Source organism: Rhodococcoides kyotonense (assembly GCF_001645385.1).
Taxonomy (GTDB): Bacteria; Actinomycetota; Actinomycetes; order Mycobacteriales; family Mycobacteriaceae; genus Rhodococcoides; species Rhodococcoides kyotonensis_B.
On record NZ_LVHI01000004.1, the window covers coordinates 34648 to 50479 of the forward strand.

16 protein-coding genes are annotated in these 15832 nt (G+C 64.0%); 15 read left to right on the forward strand and 1 reads right to left on the reverse strand.

The window, feature by feature from the left end:
• Positions 1-111: 111 nt before the first annotated feature.
• The 9 genes from A3K89_RS03250 to A3K89_RS03290 are packed head-to-tail and all read left to right on the forward strand — an operon-like array spanning position 112 to position 10060.
• Positions 112-1302 carry an acyl-CoA dehydrogenase family protein gene (locus tag A3K89_RS03250; protein WP_068421748.1) on the forward strand — a complete coding sequence of 397 codons (1191 nt, stop codon included), beginning with the start codon at positions 112-114 and terminating at the stop codon, positions 1300-1302.
• A gap of 31 nt (positions 1303-1333) precedes the next feature.
• Positions 1334-2104: an SDR family NAD(P)-dependent oxidoreductase gene (locus A3K89_RS03255; RefSeq protein ID WP_068421750.1), complete on the forward strand. Its 771-nt coding sequence runs from the start codon at positions 1334-1336 to the stop codon at positions 2102-2104.
• A 21-nt stretch (positions 2105-2125) separates the two neighbouring features.
• Positions 2126-3151 (forward strand): LLM class flavin-dependent oxidoreductase, encoded by a 1026-nt coding sequence (locus A3K89_RS03260; protein ID WP_068421753.1) that lies wholly within the window; start codon positions 2126-2128, stop codon positions 3149-3151.
• A complete protein-coding gene (locus A3K89_RS03265) occupies positions 3148-4791 on the forward strand; it encodes an AMP-binding protein (protein ID WP_068421756.1) in 1644 nt (547 codons plus the stop codon). Before A3K89_RS03260 ends, A3K89_RS03265 begins: the two co-directional genes overlap by 4 nt.
• A gap of 15 nt (positions 4792-4806) precedes the next feature.
• Positions 4807-5973, forward strand: coding sequence for an acyl-CoA dehydrogenase family protein (locus A3K89_RS03270; protein WP_068421758.1), 1167 nt, complete (start codon positions 4807-4809; stop codon positions 5971-5973).
• Between the two features lie 13 nt (positions 5974-5986).
• Positions 5987-6877: an HpcH/HpaI aldolase/citrate lyase family protein gene (locus A3K89_RS03275; RefSeq protein ID WP_068421759.1), complete on the forward strand. Its 891-nt coding sequence runs from the start codon at positions 5987-5989 to the stop codon at positions 6875-6877.
• The gene (locus A3K89_RS03280) at positions 6878-7384 is read left to right on the forward strand and encodes a MaoC family dehydratase (protein ID WP_068421766.1); all 507 of its coding nucleotides are present in this window, start codon (positions 6878-6880) and stop codon (positions 7382-7384) included.
• A 1-nt stretch (position 7385) separates the two neighbouring features.
• Complete coding sequence (locus tag A3K89_RS03285) at positions 7386-8858, forward strand: aldehyde dehydrogenase family protein (RefSeq protein ID WP_068422213.1); 1473 nt, start codon at positions 7386-7388, stop codon at positions 8856-8858.
• Positions 8858-10060, forward strand: a complete 1203-nt coding sequence (locus A3K89_RS03290; protein WP_068422216.1) for a CaiB/BaiF CoA transferase family protein — start codon at positions 8858-8860, stop codon at positions 10058-10060. Before A3K89_RS03285 ends, A3K89_RS03290 begins: the two co-directional genes overlap by 1 nt.
• Here A3K89_RS03290 and A3K89_RS03295 read toward each other — a convergent pair.
• Positions 10050-10643 (reverse strand): TetR/AcrR family transcriptional regulator, encoded by a 594-nt coding sequence (locus A3K89_RS03295; RefSeq protein ID WP_084423564.1) that lies wholly within the window; start codon positions 10641-10643, stop codon positions 10050-10052. The genes A3K89_RS03290 and A3K89_RS03295 overlap by 11 nt on opposite strands.
• A gap of 166 nt (positions 10644-10809) precedes the next feature.
• On the opposite strand from A3K89_RS03295, the gene A3K89_RS03300 reads away from it, so the two are divergent.
• Genes A3K89_RS03300 through A3K89_RS03325 form a run of 6 tightly spaced genes read left to right on the forward strand, consistent with a single transcriptional unit; the run spans position 10810 to position 15829 of the window.
• Positions 10810-12051 carry a CaiB/BaiF CoA transferase family protein gene (locus A3K89_RS03300; RefSeq protein WP_068422219.1) on the forward strand — a complete coding sequence of 414 codons (1242 nt, stop codon included), beginning with the start codon at positions 10810-10812 and terminating at the stop codon, positions 12049-12051.
• A complete protein-coding gene (locus A3K89_RS03305) occupies positions 12048-13247 on the forward strand; it encodes a CaiB/BaiF CoA transferase family protein (RefSeq protein ID WP_254303394.1) in 1200 nt (399 codons plus the stop codon). Before A3K89_RS03300 ends, A3K89_RS03305 begins: the two co-directional genes overlap by 4 nt.
• Positions 13244-13840 (forward strand): FAS1-like dehydratase domain-containing protein, encoded by a 597-nt coding sequence (locus tag A3K89_RS03310; protein WP_068421778.1) that lies wholly within the window; start codon positions 13244-13246, stop codon positions 13838-13840. The genes A3K89_RS03305 and A3K89_RS03310 overlap by 4 nt, the downstream gene beginning before the upstream one ends.
• Positions 13837-14274, forward strand: coding sequence for a MaoC/PaaZ C-terminal domain-containing protein (locus tag A3K89_RS03315; RefSeq protein WP_068421780.1), 438 nt, complete (start codon positions 13837-13839; stop codon positions 14272-14274). Before A3K89_RS03310 ends, A3K89_RS03315 begins: the two co-directional genes overlap by 4 nt.
• Positions 14271-15425, forward strand: a complete 1155-nt coding sequence (locus A3K89_RS03320) for a thiolase family protein (RefSeq protein WP_068421784.1) — start codon at positions 14271-14273, stop codon at positions 15423-15425. The genes A3K89_RS03315 and A3K89_RS03320 overlap by 4 nt, the downstream gene beginning before the upstream one ends.
• Positions 15422-15829 carry a Zn-ribbon domain-containing OB-fold protein gene (locus A3K89_RS03325; protein WP_068421787.1) on the forward strand — a complete coding sequence of 136 codons (408 nt, stop codon included), beginning with the start codon at positions 15422-15424 and terminating at the stop codon, positions 15827-15829. The genes A3K89_RS03320 and A3K89_RS03325 overlap by 4 nt, the downstream gene beginning before the upstream one ends.
• Positions 15830-15832 lie beyond the last annotated feature (3 nt).

Below are 15832 nucleotides of genomic sequence, written 5' to 3' on the forward strand. Positions count from 1 at the left end.
CTGAAGCAGGTTTCTGGAAACTCTTCGAGAGATTGATGATTATGTTTAGCATGAACCTAGTGCCCGACGGTGTGAATCTTGTACCGTGGGTCACACCAGATTAGTATAATCATGAGCATGAAAGGGGTGGCCATGTCTGCCAGCACTCTTACGGACGACGAACGCGCCATCAGAGAAGTGGCCGCCAAGATCGCCCGCGAGCGGTATGCGCCCAAAGCGGCACAGTGGGACGCGGACCGAACGGCATTTCCGCTCGAAGAGCGTCGGTTCCTCGGGTCGTTGGGGTTGCTGGGCATTGCCCTCCCCGAGCGATTCGGAGGGGGAGGGGCGCCACTTCAGCTGGCACTGAACGTGATCGAGGAGTTCGCCTACCACTGCCGGCCGGCCGCCTTCCAGATCTTCGAGGCCAACACGGGACCTGCCCAGGTTGTCGCCCGCATCGGCACGGAAGAGCAGCGCGAGCGCTTCCTGCCCGGAATCATTGCCGGCGACATCACGATGGCCGTTGCGATTTCCGAACCGGACGCAGGCTCGGCAGCGACGGACTTGACCACCAAGGCAACGCTAGACGGTGACACGGTCCGCGTCAGCGGAAACAAGCGGTGGATCTCCAACGGTTCCGAAGCCGACGTCTACCTCGTCTATTCGAGGTTGAACGACGCGCCGGGTGCGAAAGGCATCGGCGCGGTTCTCGTCGAGGCGAATCGCGAAGGTGTCAGTTTCGGAGCTCGGGAGAAGCTCATGGGCTTTCGAGGCATCCCATCCGCAGACATCTACTTCGACGACGTCGTGGTGCCCGCGTCCAACATCGTCGTGCGGCCGGGTGGATTCCGAACGCTCTTCACGGCGTTCTCCATCGAGCGCCTCGGCAATTCGACGATGAGTCTCGCGCTGGGACAAGCTGCCCTCGATCAGTCGATCCGCTACGTCCAGGAGCGGATGCAGTTCGGCAAGCCGCTCATCGAGTTCCAGGCCGTCCAGATGACCATCGCCGACATGACGCTTCAGGTCGAGGCCGCGCGGCTGCTGTTGCAGCGGGCTGCGGCGTCGGTGACCGACGGTGAAGAGTTGCCCAACTCGCTGCACGTGTCGCTCGCCAAGTGCACTGCCAACGAGATGGCGAAGAAAGTCACCGATCTCGCGATGCAGCTGCACGGCGGCAACGGCTACACCGAGGAGTTCGGCATCGAGCGCATGCACCGCGACGCGCACGGGTGGGCACTCGCCGGCGGTACGCCGACGATGCAGCGGACCCGAATAGTTTCCGAATTACTGGGACGGTCGTTCGATCAACGCGCTTGAATAGACGAGTAACTTGAGAAGGAGTACAACAATGCAGCGTTACGAAGGCCGCATCGCAGCGGTCATCGGCGGCGGTTCGGGAATGGGCCGTGCGATCAGTCACCGACTCGCCTCCGAAGGCGCGTTCGTCTACGTCACCGACCTCAGCGAGGAGTCCGCGTCGAAAGTCGCCGCCGAGATCGAATCAGAGGGTGGACGTGCCGCAGCGGTCACCGTCGACGCGACGAACAACGACGATCTCCGCGCGTTGTTCGCCCGGATCGAGGAGGAGAAGGGCGTCCTGCACGCGTTGCACGCGCAAGTAGGTATGCCGGGACCCGGCGGTCTCGAGGTGGGCGACGATGCGTGGCAGAAGAACATCGACGTCAACGTCAAGAGTGCGTACTACTCCACGACGCTCGGGTTCGAGTTGCTGAAGAAGGCAGGCGGCAAGGGATCGGTCACGTTGACCTCCTCGACGTCGGCGTTGATCGGTTCTCCGTTCAGCCCGATCTACTCGATGACCAAGGGTGCGCTCGTCCCGTTCGGTCGTGCTCTCGCCCTCAACGGTGCCAAGGACGGCATCCGTGTCAACGTCATCTGCCCGGGGCAGGTCAAGACGCCCATGCTCGCCCAGTTCTTCGGACGCGAGCCCGGTGCCGACGTCTCGGCGTTGACTGCGGACTTCGTCGCCACCATCCCGCTCGGCCGCGGCGCCGAGCCCGAAGAGATCGCGTCGGTCATCGCGTTTCTGAACAGTGACGACGCCAGCTACATCACCGGCGTCACCATCCCCGTCGACGGCGGCCTCACCGCTCAATAGCACAGAAGGAAAGGGCTTTTCATGGTTCAGGTCGGCCTACTGCTCAGCGACGTTCCCAAGTCGGTGTCACCGTCGAGGCAGTTCAACGACATTCTCCGGATCGTCGCGGCGGCGGAGGAGAACGGTTTCAACTACATCGCGATCGGCCAGCACTTCCTGTACGGCGATCTTCGCTGGCTGCAGCCGGTTCCGCTGCTCGCTCGTCTCGCCGCGCACGTCGCGCCGACCACGAAGCTCGTCACTCAGATCATGATCGCACCTCTCTACAACCCGGTTCTCCTGGCTGAAGAGATCGCGACCCTCGACGTCGTGACCGAGGGGCGTCTGATCTTCGGCGCCGGATTGGGTTACCGGCCTGAGGAATTCGACTATCTGCAGATTCCCTACAGGGAGCGCGCAGGCAGGTTCGACGAGTCCCTGCAGATCATGAAGCAGCTCTGGACCCAGGACGAGGTCTCGTTCGAGGGCAAGTACTTCCAGCTCGACGGGGTCAAGCCGCACATCCATCCCGTGCAGCAGCCGCACGTTCCGATCTGGATCGGCGCGCACGCAATGGGAGGCGTGCGCCGCGCAGGCAAGTACGGCGACGGCTACGCTGTGCCACCCGAAACGCCGAAGCACGAGGTGATCGAGCGCTATCGCGTCGTGAAAGAGCTCTTCGAGGCCCGCGGCAAGGAATTCGGATCGCAGCCGCTCCGTCGCAACGTGCTCGTCGCGAACAGCAAGGAAGAGGCGATGGTCGAATACGCGCGCGTCGCCCAAGGTCGTTATCTGACCTACGCCGCAAAGGGTCTCGACGTCATGGCCGGCCGCGACCTTGCGAACCAGTTCGCCGAGTCGGTCTCCGATCACGTCATCGTCGGAACTGCGGACGACGTCGTCGGGAAGCTCACGGACCTGGTGACCACGCTCCCAGTCGACCCACTGCTGCTACGTCCGCAGTGGCCGACGATGGACGGGGACGAGACCATCGCCGCCATCGAGCGGCTCGGCAAGGACGTCGTTCCGTCGATGTTGGCTCTCGAACCCTTCCGGGACTTCTCGTGAACGCGACCTACCGGGATCTGCATCCGAATTTCGCCGACCCGCAGACGTGGACGCTCGATCACGTTCTGCGCACGCACGCGGCCGCGACTCCGGACGCGACGTTTCTGGTGACGCCGGACGAGGGCCTCGAGTTCACCTACGCCGAGATCCTCGACGCCGCCGAACGCATCGCCGGTTCGTGGCACGCCGCCGGAGCCCTGCAAGGTGACCGCGTGGTCATCATGGCGATGAATTCCTCACGCTTGGTGCGTAGTTGGTTCGCCGCTGCCGTCGGCGGCACGGTCGAGGTTCCGATCAACACCAACTACGAGGGTGAGTTCCTTCGCCACCAGATCGTCACCGTCGGGGCACGGTGGGCCGTCGTGGACGACACGTTCGCCGAGCGTTTCGTCGCGATCGCCGATCACTGCCGTGGCATCGAGAAGTTCTGGGTCATCGATACCGGCACGGCGGACAAGGCGGTCGCGCTGTTGCGCGAGAACGGCTGGCAGGCCGAGAAGTGGGACGAGCTGGAGAACGGCACTGCGGTCTCGGTGCCTGCACCGCGGGCGCAGGATCTGGGTGCCATCTTCTTCACCTCGGGCACGACCGGCCCGTCCAAGGGTGTGGCCATGCCGCATTCGCAGCTGTACTTCTTCGCTCAGGAAGTCGTGTCGCTGACCCGGCTGACACCCGCCGATCGCTACATGACGACGACACCGCTCTTCCACGGCAATGCCCAGTTCATGGCCGTCTACCCGGCACTCGTCGCAGGAGCGAGCGCGGTGGTGCATCCGAAATTCAGTGCGAGCCGGTGGATCGACATGGTGCGCGACTCGGGCGTCACGGTCACCAATTTCGTCGGTGTGATGATGGACTTCGCGTGGAAGCAAGCACCCCGCGACAACGACCGCGACAACAAGCTCCGCGCGGTGTACGCGGCGCCGATCGCCGACACGGTCGTCGAACAGTTCAAGGAGCGCTACGGTATCGAGGCGTTCGTCAACGCGTTCGGGCTGACCGAGACGTGCGCCCCGATCCTGACGCCGTACGGCGAGAAGATTCCGCCCGGTGCGGCAGGCAAGGTGGCGTCGGACTGGTTCGACATCAGGCTCGTCGACCCGGAAACCGATCGCGAGGTCCCGGTCGGGGAGGTCGGCGAACTCGTCGTGCGCCCGGTACAGCCGTGGACTTGCAGCATGGGCTACTACGGGATGCCGGAAAAGACGCTCGAAGCATGGCGGAACCTGTGGTTCCACACGGGAGATGCGTTGCGTCGGGACGAGGACGGGTGGTTCTACTTCGTCGACCGGTACAAGGATGCGCTGCGCCGACGCGGTGAGAACATCAGTTCCTACGAGGTCGAGCAGGCGGTTCTCGGACATCCGGCAGTGGTGGAATGCGCCGTCATCGGCGTTCCCGCCGACGTAGAAGCAGGTGAGGACGAGGTGCTCGCCGCGGTCGTGCTCAGCGAGAATGCCGATCCCGCAGCCATTCTCGAGTGGTGCGAAGGACGGATTCCAGCGTTCGCGACGCCGCGCTACGTCCGGTTCCTCGACGCGCTGCCCAAGACGCCGTCGGAGAAAGTGCGTAAGGCGGTTCTCCGCGACGAAGGCGTCACCGCGGATACGTTCGATCGCACTGCGGTGCCGGTCGCCTAGAGCAGGAGCAAGTCGATGGACTTTTCGAGCAACTCGACGCACGACGACATTCGTCAAGCGGTCAAGACACTGTGCAAGGCGTTCCCCGACGAGTACTGGATGGAGCACGACGAGAGTCACGAATTCCCCTGGGAGTTCTACAACGCTGTCGCAGAGGGCGGTTGGCTCGGGCTGACCGTTCCCGAGGAGTACGGCGGTGGTGGTCTCGGCGTGACCGAGGCGGCGATCGTCGAACGCGAGATCTCGGCGTCGGGCGCAGGTATGGGTGGATGCAGCGCAGTGCACATCGGGATCTTCGGATTCGAGCCGATCATCCACCACGGCAGCGAGGCGATGAAGAAGAAATACCTGCCGCGCGTCGTCACCGGAGAACTGCACACGTCGTTCGCGGTCACCGAACCCGACGCGGGAACCGACACCACCAATATCAAGACATTCGCGAAGAAGGTCGACGGCGGTTTCCTCGTCTCCGGGAAGAAAGTGTGGATCACGAAGGCGCAGGAAGCAGAGAAGATGCTGCTGCTGTGCCGCACCAGCCCGCGAGCCGACGGCGACAAGCGCACTGCCGGAATGACTTTGCTGTTCGCCGACATGGATCGCAGCAAGGTGCAGATTCGTCCCATCCCTAAGATGGGACGCAACGCCGTCGATACGAACGAGTTGTTCATCGACGAACTTTTCGTCGCGGACGACGACGTGGTCGGCGAGGTCGGCCACGGTTTCCGCACCATCCTGGGCGGGCTCAACGCCGAACGCGTCATCTCCGCCAACGCGGCGCTCGGTATCGGGGAAGCCGCGTTGCGTCGCGGCACGCAGTATGCGAAGGAACGCGAAGTGTTCGGCCGGCCGATCGGCAAGAACCAGGGCATCGCATTCCAGCTCGCCGAGGCACGTATCAAGCTCGATGCCGCGACCGCGGTCGTCGACAAGGCTGCCTGGATGGTCGACGCCGGTCTGCCGTGTGGACGAGAAGCCAACGCCGCGAAGTACTTGTGCGCCGAAGCGGGATTCTTCGCCGCCGATGCGGCCCTGCAGGTTCACGGTGGGTTCGGCTTCGGCAAGGAGTTCCACGTGGAACGGTACTTCCGCGAGTCACGGCTGATGCGGATCGCGCCGATCTCCCAGGAGATGGTTCTCAACTACACCGCCGAACACGTTCTCGGCCTTCCCCGTAGCTACTGAGAGGACAGCTGACATGCAGCCGTACCGCTCCATTCTGTTCGTTCCCGGCCATCGTCCACGATGGGTGGACAAAGCAGTTGCGTCCGGGGCGGACTGTGTCGTACTCGATCTGGAGGATTCGGTTCCCGCCGCCGAGAAGGAATCCGCTCGCGCCGTCGTCGCGGACTCGATCCGACGCGTCAGGGAAACGAACTCGGACGTCGGATTGTTCGTTCGCGTGAACCCCCTGGCCACCCGTCTGGCGGGAGCCGACCTGGAGTCGGTCGTCGTACCCGGGTTGACGGGAGTGTTCGCACCGAAGATCGAAAAAGCCGTCGACGTCCTGCAATACGATGCCTTGCTCGATCATTTCGAGGCGCGCAACGGCGTCGACGGACTCGAGTACATCGTTCCGGTCGAAACGGTGAAGGCGATCCACAACTGCCTGGAGGTCGCGACTGCGTCACCCCGCGTCGGCGCGATGATCGGGCCGTCGGCCGAACACGCCGACATCGCTCGCGAGGTCGGATACGAATGGACCGCCGAAGGACTGGAGACGCTGTACCTACGCAGCCGTGTTCTGCTCGCCTGCCGCGAGGCCGGGATTCATGCGCTCACCGGACTGTGGGAGGACCTCGAAAACCTCGATGGTCTACGAGCTTTCGCGACGAGGGGTCGGCAGCTCGGTTTCCGCGGCATGATCGCGATCCACCCGTCGCACGTCGAGACGGTCAACGAGGTCTTCAGCCCGACGCAGCAGGACATCGAGTTCTACCGCGGCATGGCGGAGGCGTACGAGAAGGCGGAGGCGCAGGGGACCGGCGCCCTGCGGTATCGCGGACTGCACATCGACAAGGCGCACTACGAAAAGGCCGTCCAGTGGTTGGAGCGCGCCGAAGCCATCACGAGAAGAGGCGAGAAGTAAGTGAGAGGACTGTATTTCGAAGAGTTCGAAGTCGGCAAGCACTACAAGCATGCAATGACACGAACCGTGACCGAAATGGACAACGTCATGTTCACGTCCTTGACGATGAACATCCAGCCGTTGCATCTCGACGCCGAGTTCTGCAAGGGGACCATTCACGGACAGCGGGTCTTCAACAGTCTCTTCACCGTGGCGCTGATCGGCGCGTTCCACGTGCCCGAGCTGACGATGGGTACGACGCTCGGCAACCTCGGCTACGACAAGGTCAAGTTCCCGAACCCGGTGTTCCACGGTGACACACTGCGGGCCGAGACGACCATCCTCGACAAGCGCGAGTCCAAGAGTCGCGACGACTCGGGCATCGTCTGGTTCGAGCACAAGGGATTCAATCAACGAGACGAGCTCGTCTGCCTCCTCGAACGCGTCGGCCTCATGGCCAAGCTTCCGGGAAGCGGAGCCGGCAGGAACGACCTGTCAGGGCAAGACCTGCAGAAGGAAGGTGCGTGAGATGACCGCAGTGGCAGAGGTACAACAGGATTGGGTTCCGAGCACGCGCACTCTGTTGATCGGGGACACCGACGCGTCGCCGCAGGGCGAGACATGGGATGTGTACAACCCGGCCACCGAGGACGTTCTCGCGACGGTCGGGGGAGCGTCGAGCAGCCAGGTCGACGCTGCGGTCGCCGCGGCACGGAAAGCGTTTCCGGCGTGGGCTGCATTGAGCGGCGCCGAGCGGTCGAAGTATCTGCATCGCTTCGCCGACGTACTCGAGAAGGCCGCCGACCGCCTGTTGCCCTCGATCGTCAACGAAGTCGGCTGCCCGGTCTCTCTGGCGTCGTACCTGCAGGTGAAAATGGCTGTCGACGAACATCTTCGGTGGGCAGCGGAGGCAGCGAAGACCGACCGTACGATCCATCTCGGCGAGTACGACAAGCCGGTCCCGACGATGAGCGACGTCGTTCACCAGCCGGTGGGAGTCGTCGCCGCCATCACCGGGTACAACTACCCGCTCAATCTGGCGATCTTCAAGTTCGGCGCCGCGCTCGCCGCGGGATGCACCGTGGTGCTGCTGCCGTCGCCGCGCACTCCGCTGACCACCCTCTTCCTGGGAGACCTGATCAAGGAAGCAGGGCTGCCGCCCGGCGTCATGAACGTCATCGTCGGTGGCGCCGATGTGGGGCAACAGCTCTCGTCGCATCCTGGCGTCGATCGCGTGTCCTTCACCGGCTCCGACGGCGTCGGCGCGAAGATCATGGAACAGGCAGCAGCGAACCTCGCGGGGGTGACGCTCGAACTCGGGGGCAAGTCGCCGAGCATCGTCCTCGAAGGCGTGGACGTCGAGAAGATCGCCGTCGAGATGCATCTCCGCTGGGCACGTAACGGAGGCCAGGGATGCGCGGCTCTGGCCCGGCTCCTCGTGCACGACAGCGTGTACGACCAGTTCCTCGAGGCGGGCGCGTCGGCGTTCGATCAGATGGTCGTCGGCGATCCATGGGATCCGGCCACCAACATCGGCCCGATGATTCGTCCCGATCACCAGGCTCGCGTCAACGGTTTCGTCGACGGCGCGATCGACGACGGTGGCAGGAAGCTGCTCGAGGTCACCAAGCCGTTGCCCGAGAAGGGGTGGTTCGTCAATCCTGTTCTGCTGGGCGACCTTCCGCACAGTGCTCGGGCAGTACAGCAGGAGATCTTCGGCCCGGTGGCCGTCATCGTGCCCTTCAAGGACACCGAAGAAGCCATTCGGCTGGCAAACGACACGGCCTACGGACTCGCCGCCAACGTGTGGTGCGACGACCCGATCGAGGCGCGGCGCGTTGCCGAGCAAGTGCGTGCGGGCACCGTGTGGATCAACGGCGGCGGCGCGATGCGTCCGGACGCCCCGTTCGGTGGGTACGGACGGTCCGGTGTCGGCCGTGAACTGGGCGAATGGGGAATGAAGGAATACCTAGAGGTCAAGCACATTCAGTGGAGGATTTGATGGGTGCCACCGGACCTCTGGCAGGGGTGAAGGTCGTCGAACTCGGCACGATGTACGCGGCACCGACTGCGGGACGCATGCTCCGCGATTTCGGGGCCGACGTCGTCAAGGTCGAAGACCCGACGTCGGGCGACTATGCGCGGCAATGGGTTCCGCAGAAGGAGGGGCTCTCGCTCGGGTTTTCACGACTCAATGCCGGGAAGCGTTCCGTCGGAATCGATCTCCGTGACGCAGAGGGGCGCGCGCTGGTCGAGAAGCTGATCGCGGGTGCCGACGTCGTGATCGAGTCGTTCCGTCCCGGCCGGCTCGAGGCATGGGGGCTCGGGTTCGACGAGCTGCGCCGAAACAATCCGGGCTTGGTGATGGCACGGGTTTCGGGCTTCGGCCAGACCGGACCCAACCGGCTCTTGCCGGGATTCGGCACGGTTGCGGAGACGGCGAGCGGTTTCGCGAACGTCAACGGATGGCCCGAATCCCCGCCGACGTCGCCGCCGTTCGGTTTCGCGGATTCGATCGCAGGCCTCGCCGCAGCGATGGGCGTGGCAATGGCGCTGTTCAAGCGCGAGAAGACCGGTGTCGGTGAGGAAGTCGACGTAGCTCTGTACGAGCCGCTGATGTTCATCGTCGGTGACATGTTTCTCAAGTACACGGCGACGGGAGAGATACAGCAGCGAATCGGCAACTCGACCGGCGCGGCATCACCGCGCGGAATCTACGAGGCCGCCGACGGCAAGTTTCTGTCCATTGCCGCGTCGAACCAGGCCATTGCCAAGCGGCTGTTCGCCGCGATGGGGAAGGCCGAGGTGATCGAGGATCCGCGCTACGCGACCAACGCGGATCGCCTACGCAACAACGACGACGTTCAGAAGATGGTGATCGACTGGTGCAGGACGATGCCGAGAGCCGAGGTACTGAGCACTCTCGAGAAGTTCGAGGTGGTCAGCGCCCCGGTCAACGATGCGTCCGATGTCGTAGAGGACCCGCACTTCCTCGAGCGGACTCTGGTGGAGATCACCGGTAACGACGTCCTCGGCAAGGTTCTGATGCCGGGGCCGGTCCTGCACATGAAGGGCTACGACGGCCCGGTGTACGACGGCGTTCCCGGGATCGGCGAGCATACTGCCGAGATCCTGACGGGCGAACTCGACTTGACCGCAGACGAACTCGGCGCACTCGCGCGTCGCGGGATCGTCAGCGCATAGATCCGAGAACGTGGTCGACCAACGTGCGGGCGTACTCCTCGGAGTGCGCCCGCACTTCGTCGTCCAACGACTTCGGGGTGCTGAGCGTGTGGAGAATGATCGCTCCGAGCAGTGTTTCGAGGAGCAGCGTGACCGAGGTGTCGGCGGGCAGTTCTCCGCGTGCGATGGCCCTGCGGACCATGTCGCGAGCGGCGAGGGTCTGCGAATCCCGGAACTCGGCGAACTTGTCGGTGACGCCGGGAATGGTGTTGCCCTCGATCGCCATGCGAAAGATGGCTCGACCGGCGCTTCCGAGATACAGACCCATGGTGTGGCGGGCGAGCTCCAGGAGATCGGTACGGATGTCTCCCGAGTCCTGCGTGGCTACCACGGCAATGCGGTCCTCGATGGCGTCCTGCAGCAAGGTGGTCTTGTTGGGCCATCGAAGGTAGATCGACGCCTTGCCGACGGATGCCTGCCTGGCAACGGTCTCGATGGAGAACTTGGCCCATCCCCGGGTTCCGAAGATGTCGACTGCAGCGTCGAACACGCGTCGTTCCAGGTCCGGGTCGCGGGGGCGACCCGTCTTGGAATTGTCCGACACTGCCGTCTCCTGTCGCTCGAACATTTTGTGAGCTGAACCACTCGAAACCATTGATTCAGGCCTGGACTGAGTGTACGTTCTCATTTACGGACGAAGAACGTTCAGAAACGTTCCGCCTTCCGATGACTCGGGAAGGCGTTCTCCCTCTTCATGATTGGTGGGCGCAATGGCGCTGTTGCAGCGATACCGCGTGCTCGACTTCACCGATGATCGTGGCTTGCTCGCAGGCCGGATCCTCGCGGATCTGGGCGCGGACGTCGTGCAGGTGGAACCCGTCACCGGCAGTTCAGCTCGTACCGCGGAACCGATGGGTGCGCACGGGTCCTACTTCTGGGATACGTACGCCGCGAACAAACGCGGCATCGCGGTGGACTTCGACGACGCGCAATCGCGCGCGCATCTCGACGACCTGATCGCGCAGGCGGACGTCGTCATCGAGTCCGCGGGCCCGGGCGGAATGGAGTCGCTCGGGCTCGGCTTCGACAAGCTGCACGTTCGACACCCGCGGCTGATCTACGTCTCGATTTCGGCGTTCGGTTCGACAGGCCCGAAAGCACGGTACGCCGCGAGCGATCTTGCCGTGTGGGCGGCGGGTGGCCCGCTCGATCCGCACCGAGAGGGCGATCGTCCTCCGGTTCGTATCTCTATTCCCCAGGCGTTTCTGCACGCGGCTGCCGATGCAGCAGACGGCGCCCTGTTCGCGTTGCTGGCTCGTGAGCGTTCCGGCCGGGGCCAGCACGTCGACGTGTCTGCGCAGGCGTGTCTCGGAACCGCCACTCTCGGTAGGGTTCTGGCCCATACCGCAGGCGATGTGGCGCCCGAGTGGGAGAAGCTCGTCGACGGCCCCGCGAAGAAGATGGACCAGTCCGGCAGTGGGTCCGGTACGGATCCGGCGAAGAAGAAATGGATCTGCGTCGACGGGTTGATCGAGTTCCACCTCTCCGTCGGGCCGGCGTCCGGTGCGTTCACGACGGCGTTCTTCGAATGGATGGCGGCAGAGAACGAGGAGTACGCAGAGTACGCCGCGATCGATTGGCGGACGGTGCCGGAGATGGCGGCTCGCGGGGAATTCGACAGCACTCGGCTGGACGAGGCCCGCAGTGCTGTCGCCCGTTTCCTGGCAGGCAAGACCAAGAACGAGGTTCTCGAGGCTGCGCGGGAGCGCCGGCTTCTGTGCGTGCCGGTCTACGACACCGGCGACGTCGTGTCCAGTCCTCAGCTCGGCGCACGCGGGTTCTACTCGACGGTGTCCGACGCCGCCGGCCGGCAGATCCGACTGCCAGGCGCGTTCGCGAAGATCACCGGGGAAACACTGTCGGTGCGCACGGCGGCCCCGACGCTCGGCCAGCACACCGACGAAGTACTCGGCGAGTGGGTCGGCGACCGGGCGATGGAGAACGCGTCGTGAAGCCGCTGGACGGGGTCAAGGTTCTCGACATGTCGTGGGTCGTAGCAGGGCCGCTGGTCGGGCGGGCGCTCGCCGACGCAGGGGCGACGGTCGTTCGAGTGGAGTCGGGGACCAAGGTCGAGACGGCCCGTCTGATGCCTCCGTTCGAGAACGGCATCGCGGGACACGAGAACTCTGCGCTGTACGGAAACGTCAACGCGGGCAAACTCGGTGTCTCACTGGACCTTCGGGTGCCCGAGGCGCGTGAGGTCGCACGATCGCTCGCGAACTGGGCCGACGTCGTCCTCGAGTCCTACGCGCCGGGTCGAATGAAGAAGTGGGGGCTCGAGTACGAGACGCTGCGCGAGACCAACCCGGGTCTGATCATGGTCAGCAGTTCCATCAACGGTCAGGACGGTCCCTACAGCGGACTCGCCGGGTACGGAAACGTCGGCGCAGCGCTGTCCGGGTTCCAATCCGTGGTGGGATGGGCGGATCGACTCCCCGTCGGACCCTTCGGGCCGTACACCGACTATCTCGCACCACGTTTCGGGCTCGCGGCACTTCTCGCGGCACTGTTGAGACGTCAACAGACCGGCGTCGGAACCTACATCGACATCTCACAGGTCGAAGCAGGCGCGTATCTCCAATCTCCCTACCTGGCCAAGTATTTCGCGGAGGGCGATGTGGTCGAGCGTCGTGGGAACTCCGACCCCGCACTCTCCCCGAACGGGGTGTATCCGTGTGCGGACAATCGTTTCATCGCGATCACCGCAGGCGACGACGACCAGTGGCGCATGTTGGCCACGATCATGAATGTTCCGGACGCGATCGACGAGTTCGGCGCTGCCGGTGACAGAATCGACCGCGCCGACGAGGTCGACGACCTCGTCGCCGACTGGACCGCGCGTCACCGAGCGCAGGATCTCGAAGACCTGCTGCAGCGCGTGGGTATCGCAGCCCACGTGTCGGCCGACAGCCGGGCTTTCTGTGAGGATCCGCAGCTTCGTCACCGTGGTCACCTCGTGGAACTGAATCATCCTCTGCACGGGAGGGTCACCGTCGAGGGTCCGCGGTACCAGCTCGGCGACACACCGCTGAGTGTCGACCGTGCCGCGCCGGTGTGCGGCCAGGACAACGATTACGTATTGCGCGACATCCTCGGCTTCTCGGCCGAACGAATCGACGCACTGAAAAACGAAGGGGCACTGGCATGACCGCAGAATTGACGGATACCCGTCCGTCGTGGGTGGCGGAGTGGGACGAACTCGTCGACCGCGTCGGCGAAGACTTCTCGGACGGCAGTATCCGCTGGGGCGGTGACCCGGTGGAATCGGGTACCGTCCGCCGATACCTCGAACCGCTCGAGATCGACAGTCCGATCCACCACGACGAGAACGCGGCTCGCGCAGCGGGTTTCGAGGGCGTCATCGCCCCGGCGACGGGTCTTCTGTCGTGGGCGATCGCCGCGATGCGAAACCCGGGCGAGGAGACGCTCTACGGCGACGAGGCGCGCGACGCTCAGCCGACTCGTAGTCCGATCAACAACGAGGACCCCTATCCGGGACCCACGACGAGCGGATTTCTCACGGCGAGCATGGAACTCGATTTCGTGCGTCCCGTCGTTCTCGGCGAGCGACTCGGCAACCGGGGGCGGCGTCTGATCTCGTGCAGCCCCAAGCAGACATCGTTGGGACGCGGTGCATTTCTCTCGTGGGAGAACGACATCGTCAGCGACCGCGGCGACGTCGTCGCCCGAGTCCGCAATGTCGTGTACGCCTACAACCCAGTGAGCGAGGAAGACAGATGACGACATATTTCGACGACGTCACCGAAGGTGAGCAGTTGCCGGTGCCCGAGTACCCACTGTCGATGTATCGACTGGTGATGGCCGCGGGATCGAACCGCGACTTCAACTCCATTCACCACAACTCCGAATACGCGAAGGCGTCCGGCGCGCCCGAAGCGTACGCGAACGTCCTGTTCCTGATGGGGATGTGGGAGCGCGCGGTGCGGGACTGGGCAGGCGATCGCGCAGTGATCGGTTCGGTCAAGGGATTTTCGATGAAGAAGTTCAACCTGGTGGGGACGACGACCACCGTGCACGGAACCGTCGTCGCCAAGGAGCTTCGTGGCGACAAGGGCGTCGTCACCGTCGAGTTGGTGAGTCGTAACTCGGGTGTCGTGACCGTCGGTCCCGGCACGATCGAAGTCGAACTGCCACTGCAGGAAGTACGCGTATGACGGCGTCCATTGCCGGTCTCGGCATCACCGAGATGGGCAGAATCTACGGGAAGACGGCAACCAACTTCGGCGCCGACGCGGTGCGCAGAGCTGCTGCCGACGCGAGCATCGAACTGAACGAGATCGACGGTCTGCTGATCAGCGGTGGTGTCACCGACGAGCTCGGCCTTCCGCTCGCGCAGGAGTTGGGACTCACGGACCTCGCGCTGCTGTCGGTCATGCAGTCGTATGGTTCGACCGCGGGCGCCATGGTCCAATTCGCCGCTCTCGCAATCGAAGCAGGGCAGGCAACTACTGTCGCCTGCGTGTTCGCCGACGCGCCGCTCAAGGAGCGCGTGTCGACGGGTGCGTCGTACGCCCAGGCGAATTCCAGTGGAGTCGGGTGGGAAGGAATTCTCGGTTCGACCGGTGTCAACAGCGCCAACTCGCTGTACGCACTCGCCGCCAACCGACACATGCAGACCTACGGGACCACCTCCGAGCAGCTCGGTTCCGTTGCCGTGGCGCAGCGCGCGTGGGCCGCCCTGAATCCGCTGGCGCAGATGCGTGATCCGATCACGCTCGCCGACCATCAGGAATCTCGGATGATCAGTTCGCCGTTTCACCTGCTCGACTGCTGCCTGGTTTCCAACGGTGGTGTTGCGGTCATCGTCACCAGTGGGGAACGCGCGCGGGATCTTGCTCAGCCGCCCGTGGACATCCTGGCATCGGCGCAATGCCATCCGGGTCACTTCATGCGTAGGAACGAAGACTTCGGATTGGTCAGCGGCGCAGCACAATCGGGGCCAAAGGCCTTTGCTCGAGCGGGTCTGACGCCGTCCGACATCGATGTGGTCGAGCTCTACGACTGCTACACCTACACGCTGATGATCTCGCTCGAGGACTACGGCTTCTGCGCCAAGGGTGCAGGCGGGGAGTTCGTGTCGACACCGGGCGTTCTCGGTCCCGACGGCTCGCTCAAGGTCAACACCGGCGGTGGACAGTTGTCCTCGTACTACATGTGGGGAATGACGCCGTTGTCCGAGGCGATCATTCAACTTCGGGGTCAAGCCGGTGCGCGTCAGGTCGACAAGCACGACACCGCGCTCGTGTCCGGTAACGGCGGCGTACTCGATCACCACTCGACTCTTCTGTTGGGAGCAGGCCGATGACTGCAATGCTGTCGATCCCGCTGACCGCGGTACGCCGAGACGCGCAGACGGCGGACTTCTTCGACGGAACCGCTCGCGGGCAATTTCTCCTCCGCGAGAAGATCTCCACCGGAGAGCTTTTCACGCCGCAGACTGCAGTAACCGACGAATCCGACTACCGCTGGGTACCCGCCAGTGGCCGCGGACGAGTCATCTCCTGGACGACCGTGTACGGCCGCAACGCCGAACGAGAGGTCGTCCCACAACATGTGCTCGCCGTCGTCGAACTCGACGAGGGCCCCTGGTGGTGGACCCGCCTCGTCGCCGACTCCGACGTCACGACCGGCGCGTCCGTCCACGCCGAATTTCACAAATCCGGCGCAGCCAACGAGCACGAGTTCGTGCCCGTTTTCGTGCTCGACTGAACC

Excerpts from the sequence above, each read along its gene's own strand:
- A3K89_RS03300 (WP_068422219.1), top strand. The coding sequence starts at position 10,810 with ATGGCGCTGTTGCAGCGATACCGCGTGCTCGACTTCACCGATGATCGT.
- A3K89_RS03275 (WP_068421759.1), top strand. The coding sequence starts at position 5,987 with ATGCAGCCGTACCGCTCCATTCTGTTCGTTCCCGGCCATCGTCCACGA.
- A3K89_RS03255 (WP_068421750.1), top strand. The coding sequence starts at position 1,334 with ATGCAGCGTTACGAAGGCCGCATCGCAGCGGTCATCGGCGGCGGTTCG.
- A3K89_RS03310 (WP_068421778.1), top strand. The coding sequence starts at position 13,244 with ATGACCGCAGAATTGACGGATACCCGTCCGTCGTGGGTGGCGGAGTGG.
- A3K89_RS03290 (WP_068422216.1), top strand. The coding sequence starts at position 8,858 with ATGGGTGCCACCGGACCTCTGGCAGGGGTGAAGGTCGTCGAACTCGGC.
- A3K89_RS03325 (WP_068421787.1), top strand. The coding sequence starts at position 15,422 with ATGACTGCAATGCTGTCGATCCCGCTGACCGCGGTACGCCGAGACGCG.
- A3K89_RS03270 (WP_068421758.1), top strand. The coding sequence starts at position 4,807 with ATGGACTTTTCGAGCAACTCGACGCACGACGACATTCGTCAAGCGGTC.
- A3K89_RS03320 (WP_068421784.1), top strand. The coding sequence starts at position 14,271 with ATGACGGCGTCCATTGCCGGTCTCGGCATCACCGAGATGGGCAGAATC.
- A3K89_RS03250 (WP_068421748.1), top strand. The coding sequence starts at position 112 with ATGAGCATGAAAGGGGTGGCCATGTCTGCCAGCACTCTTACGGACGAC.
- A3K89_RS03260 (WP_068421753.1), top strand. The coding sequence starts at position 2,126 with ATGGTTCAGGTCGGCCTACTGCTCAGCGACGTTCCCAAGTCGGTGTCA.
- A3K89_RS03315 (WP_068421780.1), top strand. The coding sequence starts at position 13,837 with ATGACGACATATTTCGACGACGTCACCGAAGGTGAGCAGTTGCCGGTG.
- A3K89_RS03285 (WP_068422213.1), top strand. The coding sequence starts at position 7,386 with ATGACCGCAGTGGCAGAGGTACAACAGGATTGGGTTCCGAGCACGCGC.